General features: G+C 65.0%; 20 protein-coding genes. 16 read left to right on the top strand and 4 right to left on the bottom strand.

Annotated elements, in window-relative coordinates:
- Positions 1–29 precede the first annotated feature (29 nt).
- The 13 genes from paaG (at position 30) to JYP50_RS12155 (ending at position 12,050) form a co-directional block, all read left to right on the top strand.
- A complete protein-coding gene (paaG, locus tag JYP50_RS12215) occupies positions 30–821 on the top strand; it encodes a 2-(1,2-epoxy-1,2-dihydrophenyl)acetyl-CoA isomerase PaaG (RefSeq protein WP_206560812.1) in 792 nt (263 codons plus the stop codon).
- Positions 818–1,273 carry a hydroxyphenylacetyl-CoA thioesterase PaaI gene (gene paaI, locus JYP50_RS12210; protein ID WP_206560811.1) on the top strand — a complete coding sequence of 152 codons (456 nt, stop codon included), beginning with the start codon at positions 818–820 and terminating at the stop codon, positions 1,271–1,273. Before paaG ends, paaI begins: the two co-directional genes overlap by 4 nt.
- The gene (gene pcaF, locus JYP50_RS12205; RefSeq protein WP_206560810.1) at positions 1,270–2,475 is read left to right on the top strand and encodes a 3-oxoadipyl-CoA thiolase; all 1,206 of its coding nucleotides are present in this window, start codon (positions 1,270–1,272) and stop codon (positions 2,473–2,475) included. The genes paaI and pcaF overlap by 4 nt, the downstream gene beginning before the upstream one ends.
- A gap of 13 nt (positions 2,476–2,488) precedes the next feature.
- Positions 2,489–3,451, top strand: a complete 963-nt coding sequence (gene paaA / locus JYP50_RS12200; protein WP_206560809.1) for a 1,2-phenylacetyl-CoA epoxidase subunit PaaA — start codon at positions 2,489–2,491, stop codon at positions 3,449–3,451.
- Between the two features lie 19 nt (positions 3,452–3,470).
- Positions 3,471–3,755 (top strand): 1,2-phenylacetyl-CoA epoxidase subunit PaaB, encoded by a 285-nt coding sequence (paaB, locus tag JYP50_RS12195; RefSeq protein ID WP_206560808.1) that lies wholly within the window; start codon positions 3,471–3,473, stop codon positions 3,753–3,755.
- Positions 3,756–3,770: 15 nt separating this feature from the next.
- Positions 3,771–4,535, top strand: coding sequence for a 1,2-phenylacetyl-CoA epoxidase subunit PaaC (paaC, locus tag JYP50_RS12190; RefSeq protein ID WP_206560807.1), 765 nt, complete (start codon positions 3,771–3,773; stop codon positions 4,533–4,535).
- A 5-nt stretch (positions 4,536–4,540) separates the two neighbouring features.
- Positions 4,541–5,068 carry a 1,2-phenylacetyl-CoA epoxidase subunit PaaD gene (gene paaD / locus JYP50_RS12185; RefSeq protein WP_347136778.1) on the top strand — a complete coding sequence of 176 codons (528 nt, stop codon included), beginning with the start codon at positions 4,541–4,543 and terminating at the stop codon, positions 5,066–5,068.
- 8 nt (positions 5,069–5,076) lie between these two features.
- Complete coding sequence (gene paaE, locus JYP50_RS12180; protein WP_206560805.1) at positions 5,077–6,168, top strand: 1,2-phenylacetyl-CoA epoxidase subunit PaaE; 1,092 nt, start codon at positions 5,077–5,079, stop codon at positions 6,166–6,168.
- A 17-nt stretch (positions 6,169–6,185) separates the two neighbouring features.
- Complete coding sequence (locus JYP50_RS12175; protein ID WP_206560804.1) at positions 6,186–6,506, top strand: EthD family reductase; 321 nt, start codon at positions 6,186–6,188, stop codon at positions 6,504–6,506.
- 92 nt (positions 6,507–6,598) lie between these two features.
- The gene (locus tag JYP50_RS12170) at positions 6,599–6,853 is read left to right on the top strand and encodes a DUF485 domain-containing protein (RefSeq protein WP_206560803.1); all 255 of its coding nucleotides are present in this window, start codon (positions 6,599–6,601) and stop codon (positions 6,851–6,853) included.
- Positions 6,846–8,573: a sodium:solute symporter family transporter gene (locus JYP50_RS12165; protein WP_241263098.1), complete on the top strand. Its 1,728-nt coding sequence runs from the start codon at positions 6,846–6,848 to the stop codon at positions 8,571–8,573. Before JYP50_RS12170 ends, JYP50_RS12165 begins: the two co-directional genes overlap by 8 nt.
- A gap of 57 nt (positions 8,574–8,630) precedes the next feature.
- Positions 8,631–9,608: a helix-turn-helix domain-containing protein gene (locus tag JYP50_RS12160; protein WP_206560802.1), complete on the top strand. Its 978-nt coding sequence runs from the start codon at positions 8,631–8,633 to the stop codon at positions 9,606–9,608.
- 168 nt (positions 9,609–9,776) lie between these two features.
- Entirely contained in the window at positions 9,777–12,050 is a 2,274-nt protein-coding gene (locus JYP50_RS12155; protein ID WP_206560801.1) for a TonB-dependent receptor, read from the top strand.
- 576 nt (positions 12,051–12,626) lie between these two features.
- Here the strand turns inward: JYP50_RS12155 and JYP50_RS12150 are convergent.
- From JYP50_RS12150 to JYP50_RS12135, 4 genes are all read right to left on the bottom strand, one after another.
- Entirely contained in the window at positions 12,627–13,661 is a 1,035-nt protein-coding gene (locus tag JYP50_RS12150; protein ID WP_206560800.1) for a phosphotransferase, read from the bottom strand.
- A complete protein-coding gene (locus tag JYP50_RS12145; protein ID WP_206560799.1) occupies positions 13,654–14,961 on the bottom strand; it encodes an aspartate aminotransferase family protein in 1,308 nt (435 codons plus the stop codon). The genes JYP50_RS12150 and JYP50_RS12145 overlap by 8 nt, the downstream gene beginning before the upstream one ends.
- A gap of 30 nt (positions 14,962–14,991) precedes the next feature.
- A complete protein-coding gene (locus JYP50_RS12140; RefSeq protein WP_206560798.1) occupies positions 14,992–15,789 on the bottom strand; it encodes an SDR family oxidoreductase in 798 nt (265 codons plus the stop codon).
- Positions 15,790–15,892: 103 nt separating this feature from the next.
- A complete protein-coding gene (locus JYP50_RS12135) occupies positions 15,893–16,606 on the bottom strand; it encodes a helix-turn-helix transcriptional regulator (RefSeq protein WP_206560797.1) in 714 nt (237 codons plus the stop codon).
- Between the two features lie 73 nt (positions 16,607–16,679).
- On the opposite strand from JYP50_RS12135, the gene JYP50_RS12130 reads away from it, so the two are divergent.
- From JYP50_RS12130 to JYP50_RS12120, 3 genes are all read left to right on the top strand, one after another.
- Positions 16,680–17,885 carry an MFS transporter gene (locus tag JYP50_RS12130; protein ID WP_206560796.1) on the top strand — a complete coding sequence of 402 codons (1,206 nt, stop codon included), beginning with the start codon at positions 16,680–16,682 and terminating at the stop codon, positions 17,883–17,885.
- 154 nt (positions 17,886–18,039) lie between these two features.
- Positions 18,040–19,461, top strand: a complete 1,422-nt coding sequence (locus JYP50_RS12125; protein WP_206560795.1) for an aldehyde dehydrogenase family protein — start codon at positions 18,040–18,042, stop codon at positions 19,459–19,461.
- A gap of 108 nt (positions 19,462–19,569) precedes the next feature.
- Positions 19,570–20,712 carry an amine dehydrogenase large subunit gene (locus JYP50_RS12120; protein WP_206560794.1) on the top strand — a complete coding sequence of 381 codons (1,143 nt, stop codon included), beginning with the start codon at positions 19,570–19,572 and terminating at the stop codon, positions 20,710–20,712.
- Positions 20,713–20,718: the final 6 nt, after the last annotated feature.

Below are 20,718 nucleotides of genomic sequence, written 5' to 3'. Positions count from 1 at the left end.
CCGCGGGCGGGATAAACGAGGAGCGAGACATGGCTTACAGCAACATCGAGTTTGCGATCGAGGCGGGGGTTGCCGTGCTGCGGCTCAATCGCCCCGATTCATTGAACAGCTTTACCAGCGACATGCACGTCGAGGTGCGCGAGGCGCTGACACTCGCGGCCGAAGAAAGCGCGGTGCGCGCGGTGCTGCTCACCGGTAACGGACGCGGCTTCTGCGCCGGCCAGGACCTCAACGACCGCGCCGTGGCGCCGGGCGAGGCGATGCCCGACCTCGGCGATTCGGTGGAGAAAAACTACAACCCCCTGATCCGCCTGCTGACCGGCATGGAAAAGCCGGTGATCTGCGCGGTTAACGGGGTCGCCGCGGGAGCCGGGGCCAATATCGCCCTGGCCTGCGACATCGTCATCGCCGCGCGCTCGGCCAGCTTTATCGAGTCCTTTTGCAAGCTGGGCCTGATCCCTGATTCCGGCGGCACCTGGATCCTGCCCCGCCTGGTGGGCATGGCCCGCGCCCGTGGTCTGGCCATGCTCGGCCCCAAGATCAGCGCCGAGCAGGCCGAGGCCTGGGGCATGATCTGGCAGGTGGTGGACGACGACGCGCTGATGGACACCGCCCTGGGCCTCGCGCGGCAGATGGCCACCCAGCCCACCCGCGGCTTTGCCTTCGCCAAGCAGGCCCTGGCTGCCTCCACCACCAATTCCCTCGATGAACAGCTGGAGGTGGAGAAGGAACTCATGCGCGCCGCCGGCAAGACCCACGACTACCAGGAAGGTGTGAAGGCCTTCCTGGAAAAACGCCAGCCGGTGTACAAGGGAGAATGAGCGTGTTGGACGCGCAGCAGTTGGCCGATGCCGCCGCCGCCGCGATGTGGTCCGGCGATCGCGCCTCCCAGGGCATGGGCATGCGGATCGAGTCGGTGACGCCGGGCGAGGCGGTGCTGAGCATGACCGTGCGCGAGGACATGTTGAACGGCCACGCGCTGTGTCACGGTGGCTTCCTGTTCGCCCTCGCCGATAGCGCTTTCGCCTTCGCCTGCAACAGCGAAAACCACAGCACCGTCGCCGCGGGCGCGCGCGTGGAGTTCCTGGCGCCGGGCAAGCTGGGTGACCGGCTGACCGCCACCGCGAAACAATTGCACCAGGGGGGGCGCACGGGGCTGTATGATGTCGCCGTCACCAACCAGGACGGCCGGACACTGGCCGTCTTCCGCGGCAATGCCCACCGGATCGGTGGCAATCTTGTCGATTCTGAAAGTGGAGAAGCCCTGTTATGACCGAAGCCTTTATCTGTGACGCCATCCGCACCCCCATCGGCCGCTACGGCGGCGCCCTGGCGCCCGTGCGCGCCGACGACCTGGGCGCGGTGCCGCTGGCGGCGTTGATGGCGCGCAATCCCGGCGTGGACTGGACGCGCGTCGACGACGTCTGGTACGGCTGCGCCAACCAGGCGGGGGAGGACAACCGCAACGTGGCGCGCATGTCGTCGCTGCTGGCGGGCCTGCCGGTGGAAGTGCCCGGGGTGACCGTCAACCGGCTCTGCGGCTCCGGCATGGACGCGGTGGGTACCGCGGCCCGCGCGATACGCGCGGGGGAAGTGCAGCTGGCGCTGGCCGGCGGCGTGGAATCGATGTCCCGCGCGCCCTTCGTCATGCCCAAGGCCGCGTCCGCCTTCAGTCGGGATGCGCAGGTCTACGACACCACCATCGGCTGGCGCTTCGTGAACAAACTGCTAAAAGCCCAGTACGGCATCGATTCCATGCCGGAGACCGCGGAGAACGTCGCCGCGCAGTTCGGCATCGAGCGCGAGGCCCAGGACGCCTTCGCCCTGCGCAGCCAGCAGCGCGCCGCCGCCGCGATGGAGGCGGGACGCTTCGCCGATGAGTTGACCCCGGTGACCATTCCCCAGCGCAAGGGCGATCCGGTTGTGGTGGAGGCCGACGAACACCCGCGCCCGGATACCACCGCGGAAGCACTGGCGCGCCTGGGGACGCCCTTCCGCGAGGGCGGCACCGTCACCGCCGGCAATGCCTCGGGGGTCAACGACGGCGCCTGTGCCCTGTTATTGGCCACCGAAGCCGCCGCCGCGCAATACGGGCTCACTCCGCGTGCCCGTGTGTTGGGCATGGCCTCCAGCGGCCTGGAACCGCGCATCATGGGCTACGGTCCGGTGGGCGCGGCGCGCAAGGTCCTGGCGCAGACCGGCCTGTCCATCGGCGACATGGACATCATCGAACTGAACGAGGCCTTCGCCGCGCAGGGCCTGGCGGTGACCCGTGAACTCGGCCTGCCGGACGATGCCGCCCACGTCAACCCCAACGGCGGCGCTATCGCCCTGGGCCACCCCCTGGGCATGAGCGGCGCGCGCCTGGTAACCACCGCCATGTACGAACTCCACCGCCGCGAGGCCCGCTACGCCCTGTGCACCATGTGCATCGGCGTGGGTCAGGGCATCGCCATGATCATTGAACGCGTTTAGCAGGAGAGAGCTCATGACCAATGACAGCTCACCGAACGAACAGCAGTTGGAAGCGGCCTTCCAGGCCCGGATCGACGCCGAGGAAAAGATCGAGCCGAAGGACTGGATGCCCGAGAGGTACCGCAAGAACCTGATCCGGCAGATTTCCCAGCACGCCCACTCCGAAGTGATCGGCATGCAGCCGGAGGGCAACTGGATCACCCGCGCGCCCACCCTGCACCGCAAGGCGGTGCTGCTGGCCAAGGTGCAGGACGAATGCGGTCACGGACTGTACCTGTACAGCGCCACCGAGACCCTGGGGATTACCCGCGAGGAGCTGATCGAGGCGCTGCACAGCGGCGCCGCCAAGTACGCGTCGATCTTCAACTACCCCTCGCTGACCTGGGCCGACATCGGCGCCATCGGCTGGCTGGTCGACGGCGCAGCCATCGTCAACCAGGTGTCCCTGCAGCGCACTTCCTACGGCCCCTACGCCCGCGGCATGGTGCGTATCTGCAAGGAGGAGAGCTTCCACCAGCGCCAGGGTTACCACATCATGATGACCCTGATGCAGGGCAGCGACGAGCAGCGCGCCATGGCCCAGGACGCGGTCAACCGCTTCTGGTGGCCCTCGCTGATGATGTTCGGCCCCCACGACGCCGAGTCCGCGCACTCCGCCCAGTCCATGACCTGGAAGATCAAGCGCCAGAGCAACGACGAGCTGCGGCAGAAATTTGTCGACCAGAGTGTCGAGCAGGCCGAGGTTATCGGCCTCACCCTGCCCGATCCCGATCTCAAGTGGAACGAAGAGCGCGGCCACTACGATTTCGGCGAGATCGACTGGGACGAGTTCAACCGTGTAATCAGCGGCAGCGGGCCCTGCAATCGCCAGCGTATCGCACACCACGTCGCCGCCCACGAGGATGGCGCCTGGGTGCGCGAGGCCATAGCCGCCCACGAGGCGAAGAAACAGCAGCGCGCCAGCAAGGCCGCCTAGGCATCTGAGGAGACGAGAGATGACACAGCACATGAAACTTTACGAGGTCTTCATTCGCTCCCGGCGGGGCCTCGATCACAAGCACGTCGGCAGCCTGCATGCCGAGGACCCGGAGCAGGCGCTGGAGTACGCCCGGGATGTTTACACCCGGCGCAGCGAGGGTGTCAGCATCTGGGTGGTTAATTCCTCCGACATTCACGCCTCCCAGGAAGGGGATTGCGAGAGCTTTTACGATCCCCTGGACGACAAACCCTACCGGCACGCCACGCATTACCAGCTGCCGGACAAAGTCAACAACATGTAGGCGGGGGCATTGACGATGACAACTGACCTGACCCGCGCCACCGCCGACTACGCGGTGCGCCTGGGTGACGACGCCCTGATTCTCGGCCACCGCCTGTCGGAGTGGTGCAGCAACGGCCCCTTCCTCGAGGAAGACCTGGCGCTCACCAACGTGGCGCTGGACTACATCGGCCGGGCGCGGATGTTCCTGGGCTACGGCGCGCAACTGATTGGCGGCGACTGCACCGAGGATACCCTGGCCTACCAGCGCGATTGCCGCGAGTTCACCAACCTGCTGATCAACGAGCTGCCCCGGGGCGACTTCGCCTTTACCATGGCGCGGCAGTACCTGCTCGACGAGCACGCGCTGCTGTTCCTGGAGGCGCTGCAGGGCTCGAGCGATGCGGAACTGGCGGCCATCGCCACCAAGGCGATCAAGGAAACGCGCTATCACCTGCGCCGGAGCCGCGAGTGGATGCTGCGCCTGGGCGATGGCACCGAGGAAAGCCGGCGCCGCCTGCAACAGGCCCTGGAGGATATCTGGGGCTACCTGCCGGAGTTGTTCGCCATGGATGAACTGGAACGCGAATTGCTCGCGGCCGGTATCGCGGTGGACCGTGAAGCCCTGGAGGCCCCCTGGCGCCGGGCGGTAAGCGCTACTTTCGCCGAGACCGACGTGACCCTGCCGGCGGACGGCTGGCGGGTCGACGGCGGGCGCACCGGCTACCACACCGAGCACCTCGGGCACCTGCTGAGTGAATTGCAGTTCGTGCAGCGCGCCTATCCCGGATGCCAGTGGTGAATGCCGTGGCCGCGTCCGATCGCATTCCACTGTTGCCCGTCGAGGAGCTGGAGCGCCGCCGGCGCCGGCAGCACTCGGCGTGCCCGGAGTTGTGGCGCCTGCTGGACGCGGTAAAAGACCCGGAGATCCCGGTGATCAGCATCTGGGAGCTGGGCGTGCTGCAGAACATCGAGCGCGACGGCGATACGGTGGAGGTGACGATCACGCCCACTTACTCCGGTTGTCCGGCCATGGACGTGATCCGCGAAGAGATCGGGCAGGCCCTGGAGGAGGGGGGGTATCCCCACCACCGTATCCAGACCCGGCTGTCGCCGGCCTGGTCGAGCACCTGGATGGACGAGGAGGCGCGCGCCAAGCTGGAAGCCTACGGCATCGCCGCGCCGGTGAGCGAAGCCGGGCGGGCCGCCCCCGCGTGCCCGCACTGTGGCTCCGACCGGGTGCAGGCGGTTAGCGAATTCGGTTCCACGGCCTGCAAGGCGCTGTACCAGTGCCTGGATTGCCACGAGCCCTTTGACTATTTTAAAAGCTTCTAGGAGTTGCCATGAGCGACGCACAGTTCCACACCCTGACCCTGTCGCGCGTCGAGCCGGAAACCGACCAGGCGATGCGGCTGAGTTTCGAGATCCCGGACAGCCTCAAGGAGGCCTTCCACCATCAGCCCGGGCAGTACCTGACCCTGCGCGCCGATGTGGGCGAAGAGTCCCTGCGCCGCTCCTACTCGATCTGCTCGGGCATTCACGACCCGAATCTGCAGGTTGCGGTCAAGCGCGTCGAAGGGGGCGTGTTCTCCAATTTCGTCAACGACAGCCTCAAGGCCGGTGACACCGTGGAGGTGCTGCCGCCCCAGGGCAGCTTCTTCGTGCCGCTGGACCCGCAGGCCGAGCGCAACTACCTGTTCATCGCCTCCGGCAGCGGCATCACGCCGGTGGTGTCCAACATCAAGTCCATTCTCGAGACCGAACCCGCGGCGCGGGTGACGCTGCTGTACGGCAACCAGCGCACCAATACCATTATGTTCCGCGAGACCTTGAGCTTCCTCAAGAACCGCTACCTGACGCGTTTCCAGTGGGTGAACATCCTCAGCCGCGAGGACCAGGGCGCCGATATCCTCAACGGCCGGCTGGACAACCGCAAGGGCGCCGAGTTGGGCCGCCGCCTTGTCGACCTCGACAGTTTCGACGAATATTTCATCTGCGGCCCCGAGTCGATGATCTCGGAAGTGTCTCGCGGCCTGCGCGGCGTGGGGGTGGCGGAGGAAAATATCCACTACGAACTGTTCGCCGCCTCCGCCGACGACGCCCGCGCGGTGGTGGAGAAACACCACGCCCGCGCCAGGACTTATGCCGGCCGGACCAGCGAGGTCACCGTGGTCATGGATGGTCGCGCCAGCACTTTCGAGCTCACCGCCGACGGGGAGAACGTACTCGATGCGGGCATCAACCACGGGCTCGACCTGCCCTATTCGTGCAAGGGCGGCGTCTGCTCGACCTGCAAGGCGCGGCTGATCGAGGGCGAGGTGGACATGGACATCACTCACGCGCTGGAACCCGGTGAAATGGAGGCCGGCCTGATTCTCACCTGTCAGGCGCACCCGATATCGGATAAGGTAGTCGTGGATTTCGACCAGAAATAACAAGGGGAGCGTCGAACATGTATTGTATGAGCGTGGAGTACCTCCGCGAGGAAGGCAGCCGCTTCGATCACGATTACTACCGCGATACGCACCTGCCCCTGTGCCGGCGCCTGTTGGACGGGCGGGGCCTTGTGGGTACGGTGCTGCGGCTGGATGCCGGCAAGGCGCCGGGCAGGCACGACCTGTTCTGGGCCAGCGTGGATATCGTGTTCGAGAGCGAGGAGCAGCTTAAGGCGGCGCTCGCGGAAGTGGGTGGCGAGATCAACGCCGACGTGCCCAATTACACCGATATCCGGCCCCGCGTCAGCTTTGCCGAGATCAGTGTAGCGCTCGATTGAACCAGGGGCCGCCCGGCGGCCCCGGGCCTGTCGGCCCACTCAGCTTGCCGTGCCGGGCAGTCCCGGCGCCTATAAAAACAAAAGAGGTGGCTTTGAACGATAGCGATAGACTGCGCGCCGTCAGGGTGCGCACCCGGCGCAGGATGGTGTTCAGCCTGCTGGTGCTGACGCTGTATTTTTCCTTCGTGTTGAACTGGACCGAAGCGGGCGCCTTCCTGGCGCGGCCCCTGGGCGGGACACAGGTTACGGGGTCACTGGTGATGTTCGTGGCCCTGATCCTGTTGTTTATCGGCCTGGAACTCATCTTCCTGTGGTTCTATCGCCGGGAGGGCTCCGGCGATGAGTAGTGTGCACGAGCTCCTTCGCAAGGGCTTCGCGGCGTTGATGCCGCTGTCGATGGCGCTATCACCGGTCGCGTTCGCCGCGGCGCCGGGGCCGGTCGGCGAGGTCAGCCAGCAGGCCCTGAATCCCGTGGCCATCGGCATGTTCCTGCTGTTTGTGCTGGTGACCCTGCTCATTACCTGGTGGGCCGCCCGCCGCACGCGCAGCAGCGGCGATTTCTACAATGCCGGCGGCCAGATCAGCGGCCTGCAGAACGGCGCGGCCATCGCCGGCGATTTCATGTCGGCGGCTTCCTTCCTGGGTATCACCGGGCTGATTTTCCTCGGCGGTTTCGACGGCCTGGTGCTGGCGCTGGGCGCGTTTTCGGCCTGGCCGTTGATGCTTTTCCTGCTGGCCCGTCGGGTGCGCAACCTGGGGCGTTTTACCTTCATCGACGTGGTGTCCGAGCGCCTGGAGCGTACCCGCATCCGCCTGGTGGCCATCAGCGGTACCTTGACCGTGGTGATTCTCTACCTGATTGCGCAGATGGTCGGCGCCGGAAAGTTGATCCAGCTGTTGTTCGGCCTGCCCTACGAAGTGGCGGTGATCGCGGTGAGTGCGCTGGTGCTGGCCTATGTCACCTTTGGCGGCATGCTGGCCACCACCTGGGTCCAGATCGTCAAGGCGATACTGCTGCTCACCGGGGTGACCGTCTGCGCGGTGCTGGTGATGTACCACGCCGGGTTCAGCTTCGACACGCTGTTGGTGGAGGCGACCGCGGCCCATCCGCGCGGCGACGCCATACTGCGCGCCGGCCAGATTTTCGACGACCCGGTTCAGGTGACCACCACCCTGGTGGCGATGCTGTTCGGGACGCTCGGCCTGCCGCACATCCTGATGCGCCTGTACACCGTGCCCGACATGGTCCAGGCCAAGCGCTCGGCCTTCTACGCCTCGCTGTTCATGGGTTATTTCTACCTGGCGTTGATCGTGCTCGGCTTCGGCTCGGTCATGCTCCTGTATGGCAACCCGGAATTTTTCGAGCCGGGCGGCGGCCTGGTGGGGGGTGGCAACATGGCCTCGATTCACCTCGCCTCGGCGGTGGGGGGGGATGTGCTCACCGGTTTCATGTCCGCGGTCACCTTTGCCACTATCCTCGCGGTCGTGGCGGGCCTGACGGTATCCGGGGCGGCGGCGATCTCTCACGACCTGTACGCGGAAGTTATGTGCAAGGGCCAGCCGGATCCCGCGCGCGAATTGTTTTTGACGCGTGTCACCACCGTGACCATTGGCGTGATCGCGGTGGTGTTGGGTATCCTGTTCCAGGATGAAAATGTCGCCTTTATCGCCACCATGCCCATGGTGGTGGCGGCGTCGGTCAATTTCCCGCTGCTCTTCCTGTCCCTGTTCTGGTCGGGGTTGACCACGCGGGGCGCGGTGATTGGCGCCGTGCTGGGCCTGGTTTCCTCGGTGGTGCTGATCGTGATCGGTCCGCAGGTATGGGTCTCGGTACTGGGCTTCGAGGCGCCGCTGTTCCCCTACGACTACCCGGCCCTGTTTACCCTGCCGCTGGCGCTGGCGGCCTGCTGGCTGTTCTCGGTTACCGACCGCTCGACGCGGGGTACAAAGGACCGCGCCAATTATCACGCGCTGCTGCTGCGTTCGGAATTTGGCGACGCCGCGTCATCCGCCGCGGATGGCGGGGAGGCGGTTGCCGGTGCTCCGGCCGCTGGCGGGCGGGTTTGACTTTGGCTTCCAGTAGGGGTTCACTGATTCGTGGGCGCGCCGCGCCGGGGAGTGGACATGAATGAATCCATGAGACTGCCGGAAGCTGACCTGCAGGACTTCGAGGCCTTCGACAACCAGGTCTGCGAGGTGTTTTTCCCGATGGCCTGCGAAATGCCCAGCGCGCGACGCAAGGACTTTCGCGGCTACGTCGAGCGCCGGCAGCTGGGTGAGGTGGGCTTTGCCGCCGTGCGCAGTTCGCCGCTGGACGTCTACCGTCGCCGCAGCCATATCGGCCAGGTGGCGGACACCCAGTACCTGGTCAAGGTCCAGGTGGAGGGCGAGAGCCTGGTTCGCCACCGGGGCCTGGAAGCCCACCTGCGGCCAGGGGATTTCACGGTCTGCCTGAGTTCCGAGCCCTACGAACTGCATTTCGCCGCGGAGTATTCCCAGGTGGTGCTGGCAGTGCCGCAGCCCGTCATGGAGGATTGCCTGCACCACCCCGAGCGTCACCTGGGGGTGCGCAGGGACGCCCAGGTCGGGGCCAACGGCCTGTTTTCCCAGTTCGTAACCTCCATTGCCGCCCGGCTCGACGATATGGACGGCGTGCTGGCGCAGCGCCTGGAGGCCAATGTCATCGACCTGCTGGCGACCACCCTCAGCCACAGCCAGGAGGCCGAGCGGCGCGAGCGCCTGGAGGTCGGCGTCAAGTGCGAGCACCTGCACCGCATCAAGCATTTCATTCGCAGCCACCTTCACGATGAACGCCTGAGTCCCGCGTGGGCGGCGCAGTCCCTGGGCATATCCACGCGCTATCTGCATATGCTGTTCGAGAACGAGGGCACCTCGGTGTCGCGGTATATTCTGGCGATGCGCCTGGAGGCCTGCCGCCAGGCGCTCGACAACGACTCGTTCCAGCGCTACTCCATCGCGGATATCGCCTACCGTTTCGGATTCAAGGACCCGGCGCACTTCAGCCGCGCCTTCAAGCGCGTGTTCGGCAATTCCCCGGCCCGCTATCGCCGCGGCCAGGCGGCAATACCGGCGAAAACCTGAGGCAGGGATTCCCCCTGAGCCAAGCTCCAGTTTCGCTCAGAGACAACTCTCGGAGGGGCGATCGGTTGTAGGGTTAACACAGTGCATTGGACAGAGGTCACGGCCGCGGCTGCCGTGTACCTGCCTCGTGCTGTCAGCATCCAAAAAAACATCAAAGAGGGTAGCGAGATGAAGAAAGATAAGACTGGAATACCAAGAACCCGACTCAGTGCGGCGGTAAGCCTCGCACTGCTGGCGGCGGGCCCGGTGGCGGCCCAGCAACTCGAGGAAGTGGTCGTTACCGCCCAGAAGCGCCAGCAGAGCATGCAGGATATCGGCATCTCGGTGACCGCGTTCTCCGGCAACAAGCTGCGCGAGTTGGGCATGACCAGCAGTACCGACATCGTGACCATGACGCCGGGGCTGAACTACACCACGCCCAATGCCGAGGGCAGCCAGACCAACTTTTTCCTGCGCGGCGTCGGTCTCAACGACTTTACCGATGCCAACGAAAACCCGGTGGCCGTGTACATGGACGAGGTGTACCGCGGGGCCATGGCGGGTCTGTCCTTCCAGCTATTCGATATCCAGCGCGTGGAGGTATTGCGCGGGCCACAGGGCACGCTGTTCGGTCGCAACACCACCGGCGGCCTGGTGCACTTTTTGTCCGAACCGCCGACCGAGGAGTTCAGCGGCTATGCCGATCTGACCCTGGGTGAAGAGAGCGAGGTGAAGTTCGAGGGCGCGATCGGCGGCGCGATCTCCGACACCCTGATGGGCCGGTTGTCGGTTGCCACCCACGACTACGACCCCTACGTGAAAAACCGCCTGGGGCGGGACTACAACGGTCTCGAGTCACGGGCGGCTCGCGGCCAGTTGAAGTGGGTGCCCAGCGACACCTTCGACGTGCTGCTGTCGGCCAATTACGCCAAGAACGACGCCGAGGTGGGCGCCTGGCAGCATCAGTCCACCAAATTCGGCGCCGATGGCTTTACTTCCGTGGCGCTGCCCGGCAACGAGGACTTCTGGGGAACCTGCCCCGGCTGCGATGTGTTCGGCTACAGCGACACCGACGGTGATCCCTGGGCGGGAGACTACGACCGCGAGGGCACTGTCTACGTCAAATCCGAAGGCGGCGCGGCGACCATCAACTGGGATCTCAACGACTCGCTGACCCTCACCTCCATCACCGCCTACCAGACGGTGGAGCGGACCCAGGAGGAGGACACCGACGCCGGCCCCGTGCCCCTGGCGCCGAGTTTCCCGGCCGAGACCGACCAGTTTACCCAGGAGCTGCGCCTCTCCGGCGGCGACGATCGCAGCCAGTGGGTCGCGGGTGTCTACTACTACGACAGCGAAGTGGAGGCGACCTATACCCTCGACGCCCTGGGGCTCGGCTTCGTGTTCCTGGACACTGATATGACCCAGGACACCGAGTCCTGGTCGGTATTCGGGCAGTACGAGTTCGCCATCAATGACCAGTGGAGCGTTATCGCCGGCCTGCGCTACAGTTCCGAGGAAAAGGAACTGGATTACCAGGGCTTTGATCGCTCGGGTATCTTCGCCGCGGAAACCGCGGCCGGGAACCTCCCGCTGACCCCGACCCGCCCGCTGCCCGATAGTACCTTTTTCTTCAGCACCGACACGGTGGGCAGCCTCGCCAAGCACGACGAGACCAACGTGACCGGCAAGCTGGAGCTGGACTGGCGTCCGGCGGACGACCTGCTGCTGTATGCCAGCTATTCGCGCGGCACCAAGTCGGCCGGCTTCAACACCGGCTTCCTCGACGAGACCTTCATCTTCGCCAGCAACGTACCGGAGACGGTGCCCTACGACGAGGAAGTGCTCGACGCCTTCGAGGTCGGTTTCAAGAGCGACCTGGCCGGCGGCCTGGTGCGCCTGAACGGCGCCGCGTTCTATTACGACTATTCGGATTTGCAGACCTTCCGCTTCGAGCTGCTTAACCAGGTGATCTTCAACACCGACGGTCAGTACTGGGGCGGCGAGCTGGAGCTGACCGCGGCGCCGATGGAGGGGCTCGACCTGGCCTTGGGCGCGGCCTACCTGGACACCACGGTGGAAGACGTGCCCGACGGCGCTGGTGTGCCCCGGGACCGCACCGCGGTGTCCGCCCCGGATTGGTCGCTCAACGCCTCCGCGCGTTACGAGTGGGGTTTCATGGAGGGCACCATGGCCGCCCTGGCGACCTACTCCTACCAGGGCGAGACCTACTTCGATATCCAGAACCCGGATATTGCCCAGGAAGAGGGCTACTCACTGGCCAATGTACGTCTGGAATGGGCGAGCCCCAGTGATGCCTGGATCCTGTCCGCCTTCGTCAACAACGTGACCGACGAGGAATACCTGGTGTACACCTTCGACTTCACCGGCTCCTTCGGCTTCAACCAGCAGGCCTACGGCAAACCGCGCTGGGCAGGTGTCTCGGCGCGTTACAGCTTCTGAGGCGCCCGGCCAGGGGCGCCCGGCCAAGGGCGCCCTGCTAGGGTTGTCCCGCCAGGCGTGTCCTGGCGGGAGGCAGAAAAAAACGCCGCGTAAACCGCGGCGTTTTTTTTGGTCGAATGAATTCGACCCTACATCTGCCCCGGAGATTACCCCCTGTAGGGCGGAATTCATTCCGCCGATTTTGCGTCGGATGAATCCGGCCCACACCCGTCCTGGAGATTACCCCTGTAGGGCGGAATTCATTCCGCCGGTTTTGCGTCGAATGAATCCGGCCCACACCCGTCCCGGAGATTACCCCCTGTAGGGCGGAATTCATTCCGCCGGTTTTGCGTCGAATGAATCCGGCCCACACCCGCCCCGGAGATTACCCCCTGTAGGGCGGAATTCATTCCGCCGATTTTGCGTCGAATGAATCCGGCCCACACCCGTCCTGAAGATTACCCCTGTAGGGCGGGATTCATTCCGCCGGTATTGCGTCGAATGAATCCGGCCCACACCCGTCGCGGAGATTACCCCCTGTAGGGCGGAATTCATTCCGCCGTCTTTCGGTCTCGGCACTGTCGGTGAATCCGCGCGTCAGGCTGATCCGGCGTCGAAGTAATCCCGTACCGCCTGGCATGACATCTCGACCAGCGCCGGTGTCATGGTGCGCGCGGTCTCGGTCTCGGGACGCGTGGCGACCCAGCCCAGGTAGGTGAAGCTGCGCGCGGCGAAAAACAGGGGCATGTGCGCCAGCTGCTCATCGGGCAGTGCTCGGTAACGGCGGTAGCCCTCGACGAGTGCCGCATAGGCCTGGTCGAAGTGCGCTTCGCCGCGCTCGAAGTACAGCGCCGTGGCCAGTTCGAACAGGTGCCAGCCGAAGCCGGCGTCGTCGAAGTCGATCAGGCGCACCTCGCTGCCGTCCACCAGCAGGTTCTCGGCGACGAAATCGGCGTGAATCAGGCTGTAGCGGCCGCTGTTGGCCGGGTCCGCCTGGTAGCGCAGCAGGTCGGCGTGGACCCGGTCCCGCGCGGTGAGCAAGAGCTCGCGCTGAGCGTCGCCGAGGGCCGGCAGCTCCCAGAAGCGGCCCCACAGGGGCTCTTCGCCGGCCAGGGCGTCGGCGTCCCAGGCGTGGCGGCGGAAACCGTCGGGCAGCTGCCAGTCCAGCGCCTGGTTGTGCAGCTTCGCGGCCAGTTCGCCGATGGTGCCGTAGATCGTGGCGATCGGTTGGCTGGCGTCGAGGCCGTCCTCCACGGCCCCGAGCTGGCGCCCCTGCACCCATTCGAACAGGTCCACCTGGCGCTCCCCGGGCACGCCATCGGTCCGCACATGGGCGAACAGACGACCGTCGCGGGTTGGGATAACCGCCGGCACCCGGATGCCCGCGGTGTCCAGTGCGTCGATCCACTGCAGTTCCGAACGCAGCGCGTCGTCGCTGTGGTAGGCGTGGCGATGGACTCGCAGCGCGTACTGCTCGCCGTTCGCGGCGCGCACGCGAAACACCGCGTTTTCACGAAACTTGATCAGTTGCAATTCACTGGATTCCAGGCCCCAGAGGGGCAGGGCGTTGCGCACCAATTGTTCCAGTCGCGCGGTTTGTTGTTCCGCGTCGAGCGTATCGAAGTTATCCACGGCGCGCCTCCGTGACCTGTGTCAGGCAGGTGTCCAGGGTCTCGATCAGCCGGTCGGCGTGCTCGCGTTGGAAGGGCATGGGCGGCCGCAGCTTGAGGATCTGGTCCTGCTTGCCGATGCTGCTGATCAGCACGCCCTCGCGCCGCATGGCGTTGACGACCTGGCGGGCCTCGGCGCCCGCGGCCTCGCGGGTATCGCGGTCGCGCACCAGTTCGATGGCGAAAAACAGGCCCTTGTCGCGCACGTCGCCAATCAGCGCGTGGCGCGATTGCAGCTCGCGCAGGCCGCGCGCCACACAGGCGCCGGTGTCGACGGCGTTTTGCAGCAAATTTTCCTGCTCCAGCACGTCCAGCACCGCCGCGGCGGCCGCGCAGGACACCGGGTTGCCGGCAAAGGTATTGAAATACATGCCCCATTCACCGAAGGCTTCAATCAAGTGCTCGCTGGCGATAACGCCGGAAATCGGGTGGCCGTTGCCCATGGGTTTGCCCAGGGTGACGATGTCGGGGGTGACCCCGGCCCACTCGTGCGACCACCAGTGGTGCCCGGTGCGGCCGAACCCGCCCTGGACCTCGTCGGCGATGTACAGTCCGCCCGCGGCGCGCACCCGCTCGATGGCCTTGGCGAGAAAGCCTGGTGGTTCGTAGACCAGGCCCTCGTTGGCGAAGTCCGGGCAGATCAGTATGCCAGCCACGCCGAGCCCGCGGGATTGCAGGGTGTCGATGGCTTGTTGCACAGTGTCCGCGTAGTAATCCGCCAGTGCGTCACCACTGAGTTCTTGCGGCGTGCGATAGCTGTCGGGAATCGGAAAACTCGCGACGCGCTGGGTGGACTGCGCCTCGGGCATGAAACCGGTGCCCAGCTCCGCCACCGCGGCGGTGTTGCCGTGGTAGGCGAAGTCGGTGACGATGATACCTTCGTTGCCGGTGGCGTGCCGCGCCATGCGCAGCGCGACCTCGTTGGCCTCGCTGCCGGTGCAGGCGAACATCGCCATGTTCAGCGAGGGGTGGAATTTAGCGGTCAGGCGCTCGGCGTAGTTGACGATATTGTCGTGCAGGTAGCGCGTGTGTGTATTCAATGTCGCCGCCTGGCGGGCGATGGCCTCCACCACGCGGGGGTGGCAGTGACCTACGTGCGGGACATTGTTGTAGACGTCCAGGTAGCGGCGCCCATCGGCGTCGTAAACCCATACCCCCTCGCCGCGCACCAGGTGCAGCGGCTCCTCGTAAAACAGGGGTGAGTGACTGCCGAGGACGCGAAAACGCCTTTCAAGCAGGGTGTTGCGTTCGTTGCCTGTCATCGTATCTGTTCCCCGTGTTAGCGGCGGCCTTCAGCCGCGCTCCGCGTAAAACCCGTCCATGACCACCTGGCTTTCGGGCAGGGTGGAGCCGCCGTCCACGACGATGGTCTGGCCGGTGATGTAGCCCGCCTCCTCGGCGGCCAGGAACAGCATGGTGTTGGCGATGTCCTCCGGTACGCCCAGCTCGCCCCGGGGAATGCAGGCCGCCATGGCCTTGAGTTCCTCCGCGTCGCCCAGGGCGGACATCGCCTGGGTCAGAATATAGCCGGGCTCGACTCCGTTGACGGTGATGCCCTCCCGCGCGAACTCCAGAGCCGCGGTGCGAATGAAGCCGTTCATCCCGCCCTTGGACATGGCGTAGTGGGCGGTGCCCGGCATGGCGACCGTGGGGCCGGTGACCGAGGAGGTAAAAATGACCCGTCCCCACTGTTTGCGGCGGAATTCCGGCAGGCAGTATTGCGTCAGCCATACCCCGGCCTTCATGTTGACGTCGAGAGTCCTGTCCAGTACCTCGTCGGTGAGTTCCTCGATGTAGTGGATCGGGTAGACCGCGGCGTTGTGGATCGCGATGTCCACGGTGCCGTAGGTGTCGAGGGTGGCCTCGACGAGGTCCCTGATGGCGCTCCTGGAGCCCACGTCGCACTGTACGAGCGTGGCTTCGCCGCCGCCGGCGCGGATGGTATCCACGGTTTCCTGGCCATTGCCGGACGAGCGGGTTGCCACAATGACCTTTGCGCCGGCATCGGCGAACACCCGGGCGATGCCTTCCCCGATACCCTGGCCCGCGCCGGTGACAATGGCGACTTTACCCTCGAGTTTTCCCAACATGATCCTTCCTCCGCGATGTGATCTTTTTTAAACCTAGATGATTTCGCGCGGGCAGGCTATCCACCGAAAGTATTATGCGAGTGCGCCGGGAGTTGGCCGCGTTTCAGTTGTCGGCGCCCAGTTCGCGCAATACCCGGGCGCTGAGCGCGGTCCGCGAGGTGACCTCCATTTTGTGGAAAATATGCTGCAGGTGGGTCTTTACCGTGGCCAGGCCGAGGGAGAGGTCGCGGGCGATATGCTTGTTGCTGGCGCCGCTCACCACCCGTTCGACGACGTCCAGTTCGCGGGCCGTGAGATGATAGCGCTCCTGTATGGAATCCCGCTGCCGGTACCGCGCCGGCATGTAGGTGGTATTGAGCGCGTACTCGAGAAAGGGCTGCAGCGAGCGCAGCATCTCAAGCTCCGTTGTGGTGAAAGGGCCCGATTCCGGCGAGCGCAACAGGGTCATGATGGCCACGATGTCGCCGTCGCGACGAAAGAACATATCGGTCACGTGCCGGTGCCCCATCGGCGCCATGAATGACTGGTAGTAATCCGAGGCCAGTAGTTCCGGCTCGCCGATAACCTCGTCGATATTGACCAGGCGCACCTCGCTGTGGCGAAAGTGTCGCGGGTGCAGGGGGTCGCTGAACTGGTAGCGCTGTGAATAGTCGCGGCCGGCTTGGGGGGCGATATTGTGCAGCACCACGCCGCTGTGCCGCATATCGGGCCCCACCAGATAGAAACCCGAGGAGTCGACCTCGATCAGGCGTTCCAGCAGGTTCAGGCTCTCCTGCTGGAAGCGGTTGGGAAACTGGGTGTCCACTGTTGTTATCATACTTCTGACGGATGCTGGTGGCGTGTCAAACTGTGCATAATGCCAGATCACTCACCGTGTGAGGTCGATCATAATGACAACAATAGCAAAACCCGAAAGGGCGCTGAACATCAACAGTCCCTCGGCGCTGTTCGGGGTGATCTACCTGGGTACCATCGGCGCCGCGGTGTTCATCGTGCAGCCCGGCTTCGTCCAGGGGCTCGTCGCCAGCTTCGGCCTCACCGAGCAGCAGGTCGGCTATGTGGCTTCCGCGGAAGTGTGGGGTATTGCGCTCACCACCGTGGCCCTGGCCTTGCACGGCAAGCGCACCCCGGCTTTTCGCGTGGTGGTGGCCGCCATCGGCGTGTTTGTACTGGGTAACCTGCTGTCGCTGCTGACCCGCGATCCGCTGCTGTTTACCGCCTGCCGCTTTCTCGCCGGGCTCGGTTCGGGCGGCCTGGTATCCCTGACTTTCACCCAGGTGGGGCTGACCGAAAAGCCGGACAGGAATTTCGGTTTCCTGATCATGGGGGTGTTGACCTACGGCGCCCTGGGGCTGTGGGCCATGCCCTCGCTGATCGCGGCCATCGGGGTGGAGGGGCTGATCGCCTGCTTCGCGCTGTTTGGCGCCAGCGGCCTGCTGTTTGTGCGCGCCGTGCCCGCCTCGCTGACCGATCACGAAGTGGTCGAGGCGGATGCGGTGGACCTGCCGGCCGCCGGGCGCTGGCTGGCCGTCGCGGCCATGTTCACCTACTTCTTCGCCCAGGGCGTGATTTGGGCCTATCTGTTCCTGATCGGCATGAACGCGGGCCTGCTCGAACAACAGGTCGCCAACGGGTTGATGCTGTCTCAGTTCCTCGGTATTGCCGGGGCGCTGGTGGCGGTGCTGCTGGGCAACCGCCTGGGACGCGCGGGCCCCCTGGCGGCGGGCGTCCTGGGAGGCGCGCTGGTGCTGTTGGTGCTGCTGGGGCCTTTTACCGCGGCGGTCTATGCGCTCACCGTCTGCCTGTACAACTTCGCCTGGAACATGACCCATCCCTTTCTGCTGGCCGCCATGGCCAGTTTCGACCGCCACGGGCGCGTGGTGACCCATGCCGTCGCGGCGCAGATGCTCGGTCTGTCGGTGGGGCCGGCGTTTGCCGGTTCACTGCTTCCCGAGGGCGGTTACACCGCGGTGATCATCGCCGGTGTCGGCCTGTTCGTGCTTTCCTACCTGCTGATCCTGGTGCCCCTGGTGGATCACTGGCGGCGCCTGCGACCAGCTGTCGCCGCGACGGGTGACCCCGCTTCCCAGCAATAGCGCGGGTCCTTGTTCAACAGCCCGCCCAACGCGAAGGCGAGCTTCTTCGACAGACAAGCGCCAGTTTCCCGCAAAGACAAGACAGCGGTGCGCCGACCTGCTTCAATGCATGTCTGGCAACTCGTGCCACCATAATTCGAAGTAGAGGTTCGCCATGTCTGAATACCAGATGATCATTGATGGACAAAAGGTCGATACCGACGCGCACTTCCCGGTACTGAATCCGGCCACCGAGGAAGTCATTGCCCAGTGCCCGCGAGCCACGGAGCAAGACCTCAACCGGGCCGTGGACGCCGCGCGCGCAGCCTTTCCCGCGTGGAGCGCGCGTCCCGACGCGGAGCGCGCTGAAATGGTTCACGCCATTGGCGCGGCGCTGGAGGCGCACGCCGGGGAACTGGCCGGTTTGCTGGTGCGCGAGCAGGGCAAGCCCCTGGGCGGTTTCGCCGGGCTCGGCGCCCAGTTCGAGCTGGGCGGCACGGTGGCCTGGTGCCACGCGACGGCGGATCTCGAGCTGCCGGTGGAAGTCATTCAGGACAACGATGAAGCGCGCATTGAAGTACACCGCAAGCCGTTGGGCGTGGTGGGTTCCATCACCCCCTGGAATTACCCCCTGCTGATCGCCATCTGGCACACCATGCCGGCGCTGCGCAGCGGCAACACCGTGGTGATCAAGCCCTCGGAATTCACGCCCCTGACCACTTTGCGCGCCGCCGAGATCATCAATGACATCCTGCCGCCGGGCGTGTTCAATATCGTCACCGGTGACGGCAGTCTCGGCGCCGCCATGACCAATCACCCGGGTATCAACAAGATCGTATTCACCGGTTCCACGCCGACCGGCAAGAAGATCATGCAGGGCGCCTCCGGCAACCTCAAACGCCTCACCCTGGAACTCGGCGGCAACGACGCGGCGATCGTGCTGCCGGATGTCGACGTGGCGGCGGTGGCGCCGAAGATCTTCGCCACCGCGCTGATCAACAACGGCCAGACCTGCGCCGCGCTCAAGCGCCTGTACGTGCACGAAGATATTTACGACGAGCTGTGCCAGGCCCTGGCGGACATTGCCGGCAGCGTCAAAACCGGCCCTGGCGACGGCGAGGTCGACTTTGGTCCGGTGCAAAACAAGCCGCAGTTCGACAAGGTCTGCGCCATTGCCGAGGAGGCCCGCGCCAGCGGCGCGCGCATCCTGACCGGCGGCCAGCCGCTGCCCGGTCCCGGCTACTTTTTTCCGGTGACCATTGTCGCCGATATCGACGAGAACACGCGGCTGGTGCGCGAAGAGCCCTTCGGGCCGATCCTGCCGGTACTCAAGTACACGGATGTCGAAGATGCGCTGCGCCGTGCCAACGACAGCCCCAACGGTCTCGGCGGCTCGGTGTGGTCGGGTGATCTCGACCGGGCGGCGGCGCTGGCCTCGCGCCTCGAGTGCGGTACCGCGTGGGTCAACAACCACGCGATGATACAGCCGGACGCCCCCTTTGGCGGCGTTAAGGAATCCGGTTTCGGCGTCGAGTTCGGCCGTTACGGCCTCGAGGAGTACACCAGCATCCAGACGCTGCAGATCAGCAAGGCCTGAGTTGGTGCTTTTTTTTCGCAGGCAACTATACTCGGTAAGAAAAACAAGGGAATCACTATGTACCAAGCGCTGAAAAGGTGGGCCTTGGTGCCCGCGGCCGGATTGTTGGTGTCTTTAGCCCCAACCGCCGCGGGGGCCGAAGATCGCCCGCCGCCGCTGCCCATCGAGCCCATCGGGGTGATTGAAACGCTGCCCGCCACCTATCCGGAAAGCTGGTTCCTGGTGCACGACGCGGCTTTTTTTCATATGTCCGACGGCAAGGTCTACGTGATCGATAGCGCCGAGGACACTGTCGCCGAACAGGTCAAGGGCACCTTCAATGTGGCGTTGATGGGTAACATCCTGCACTCCGCGCGGCGCGGGGAAATCTATGCCGTTGAAACCTTTCACGAGCGCGGCACGCGCGGTGAGCGCAAGGATTACCTGACGATCTGGGATCAGCAGAGCCTGGCGCCGGTGGCGGAGGTTTTCCTGCCGGGCAAAAAACGCTTCATGGGGATGCCCAGCCGCGAAACGCTGTTGCTGCTGAACGACCAGCGCTGGCTGGCGATCGCCAACTTCAGTCCCGCGGCATCGGTGACCCTGATCGATCTCGAGAAGCGGGAAATCATCAGCCAGGTCCCAACACCGGGATGTACTTTCGTTTACCCCAGCGGCGATCGCGGTTTCAGTTCCCTGTGCGCCGACGGGCGGTTTATGTCGACCTCGCTGGAACGGGACGGCAGCATCGCGCAACAGGTGCGCACCGACGCCTTTTTCAGTACCGACGTGAACCCGATTTTCGAGCGCGCGGCCATCATCAACGATACGGGGTATTTCCCCGGTTTCGACGGCATGGTCTGGCCGGTGGACTTCAGCGGCAAAACCGCGAAAGTGGGCGAGGCCTGGCACCTGGTGCCCGAGGCCGAGCGCGCCGAGCGCTGGGCACCCGCGGGCATCGGTATCATCGCGGAGGACGACCTGGGGCGTTTTTACGTATTGATGCATCCCGATGCACAGGACGGCAGCCAAAATGGCGGTGGCCCCGAGGTTTGGGTATTTGATCCGAAGAAGCAGGCGCGGGTGGCGCGTATCGCGCTCAAGGAATGGGGCCTGAGCATCACCGTGAGTCGCGGCAAGGAACCGAAATTGCTGGTGACCAACCCCGTGAATATGGGCATGGAGTTGTACGACGCCCAGAGCGGTGACTACATCAAGACGATTACCGATATCGGCCAGGAAACCCCGCTGATGCTCTACCGGGCGGAATAGGCGGGG

This window comes from Parahaliea mediterranea, assembly GCF_017255185.1.
Classification (GTDB): domain Bacteria; phylum Pseudomonadota; class Gammaproteobacteria; order Pseudomonadales; family Halieaceae; genus JAFKCZ01.
The sequence above is the reverse complement of the archived record's forward strand: the minus strand, read 5'-3'. Positions and strand labels throughout refer to the sequence as shown.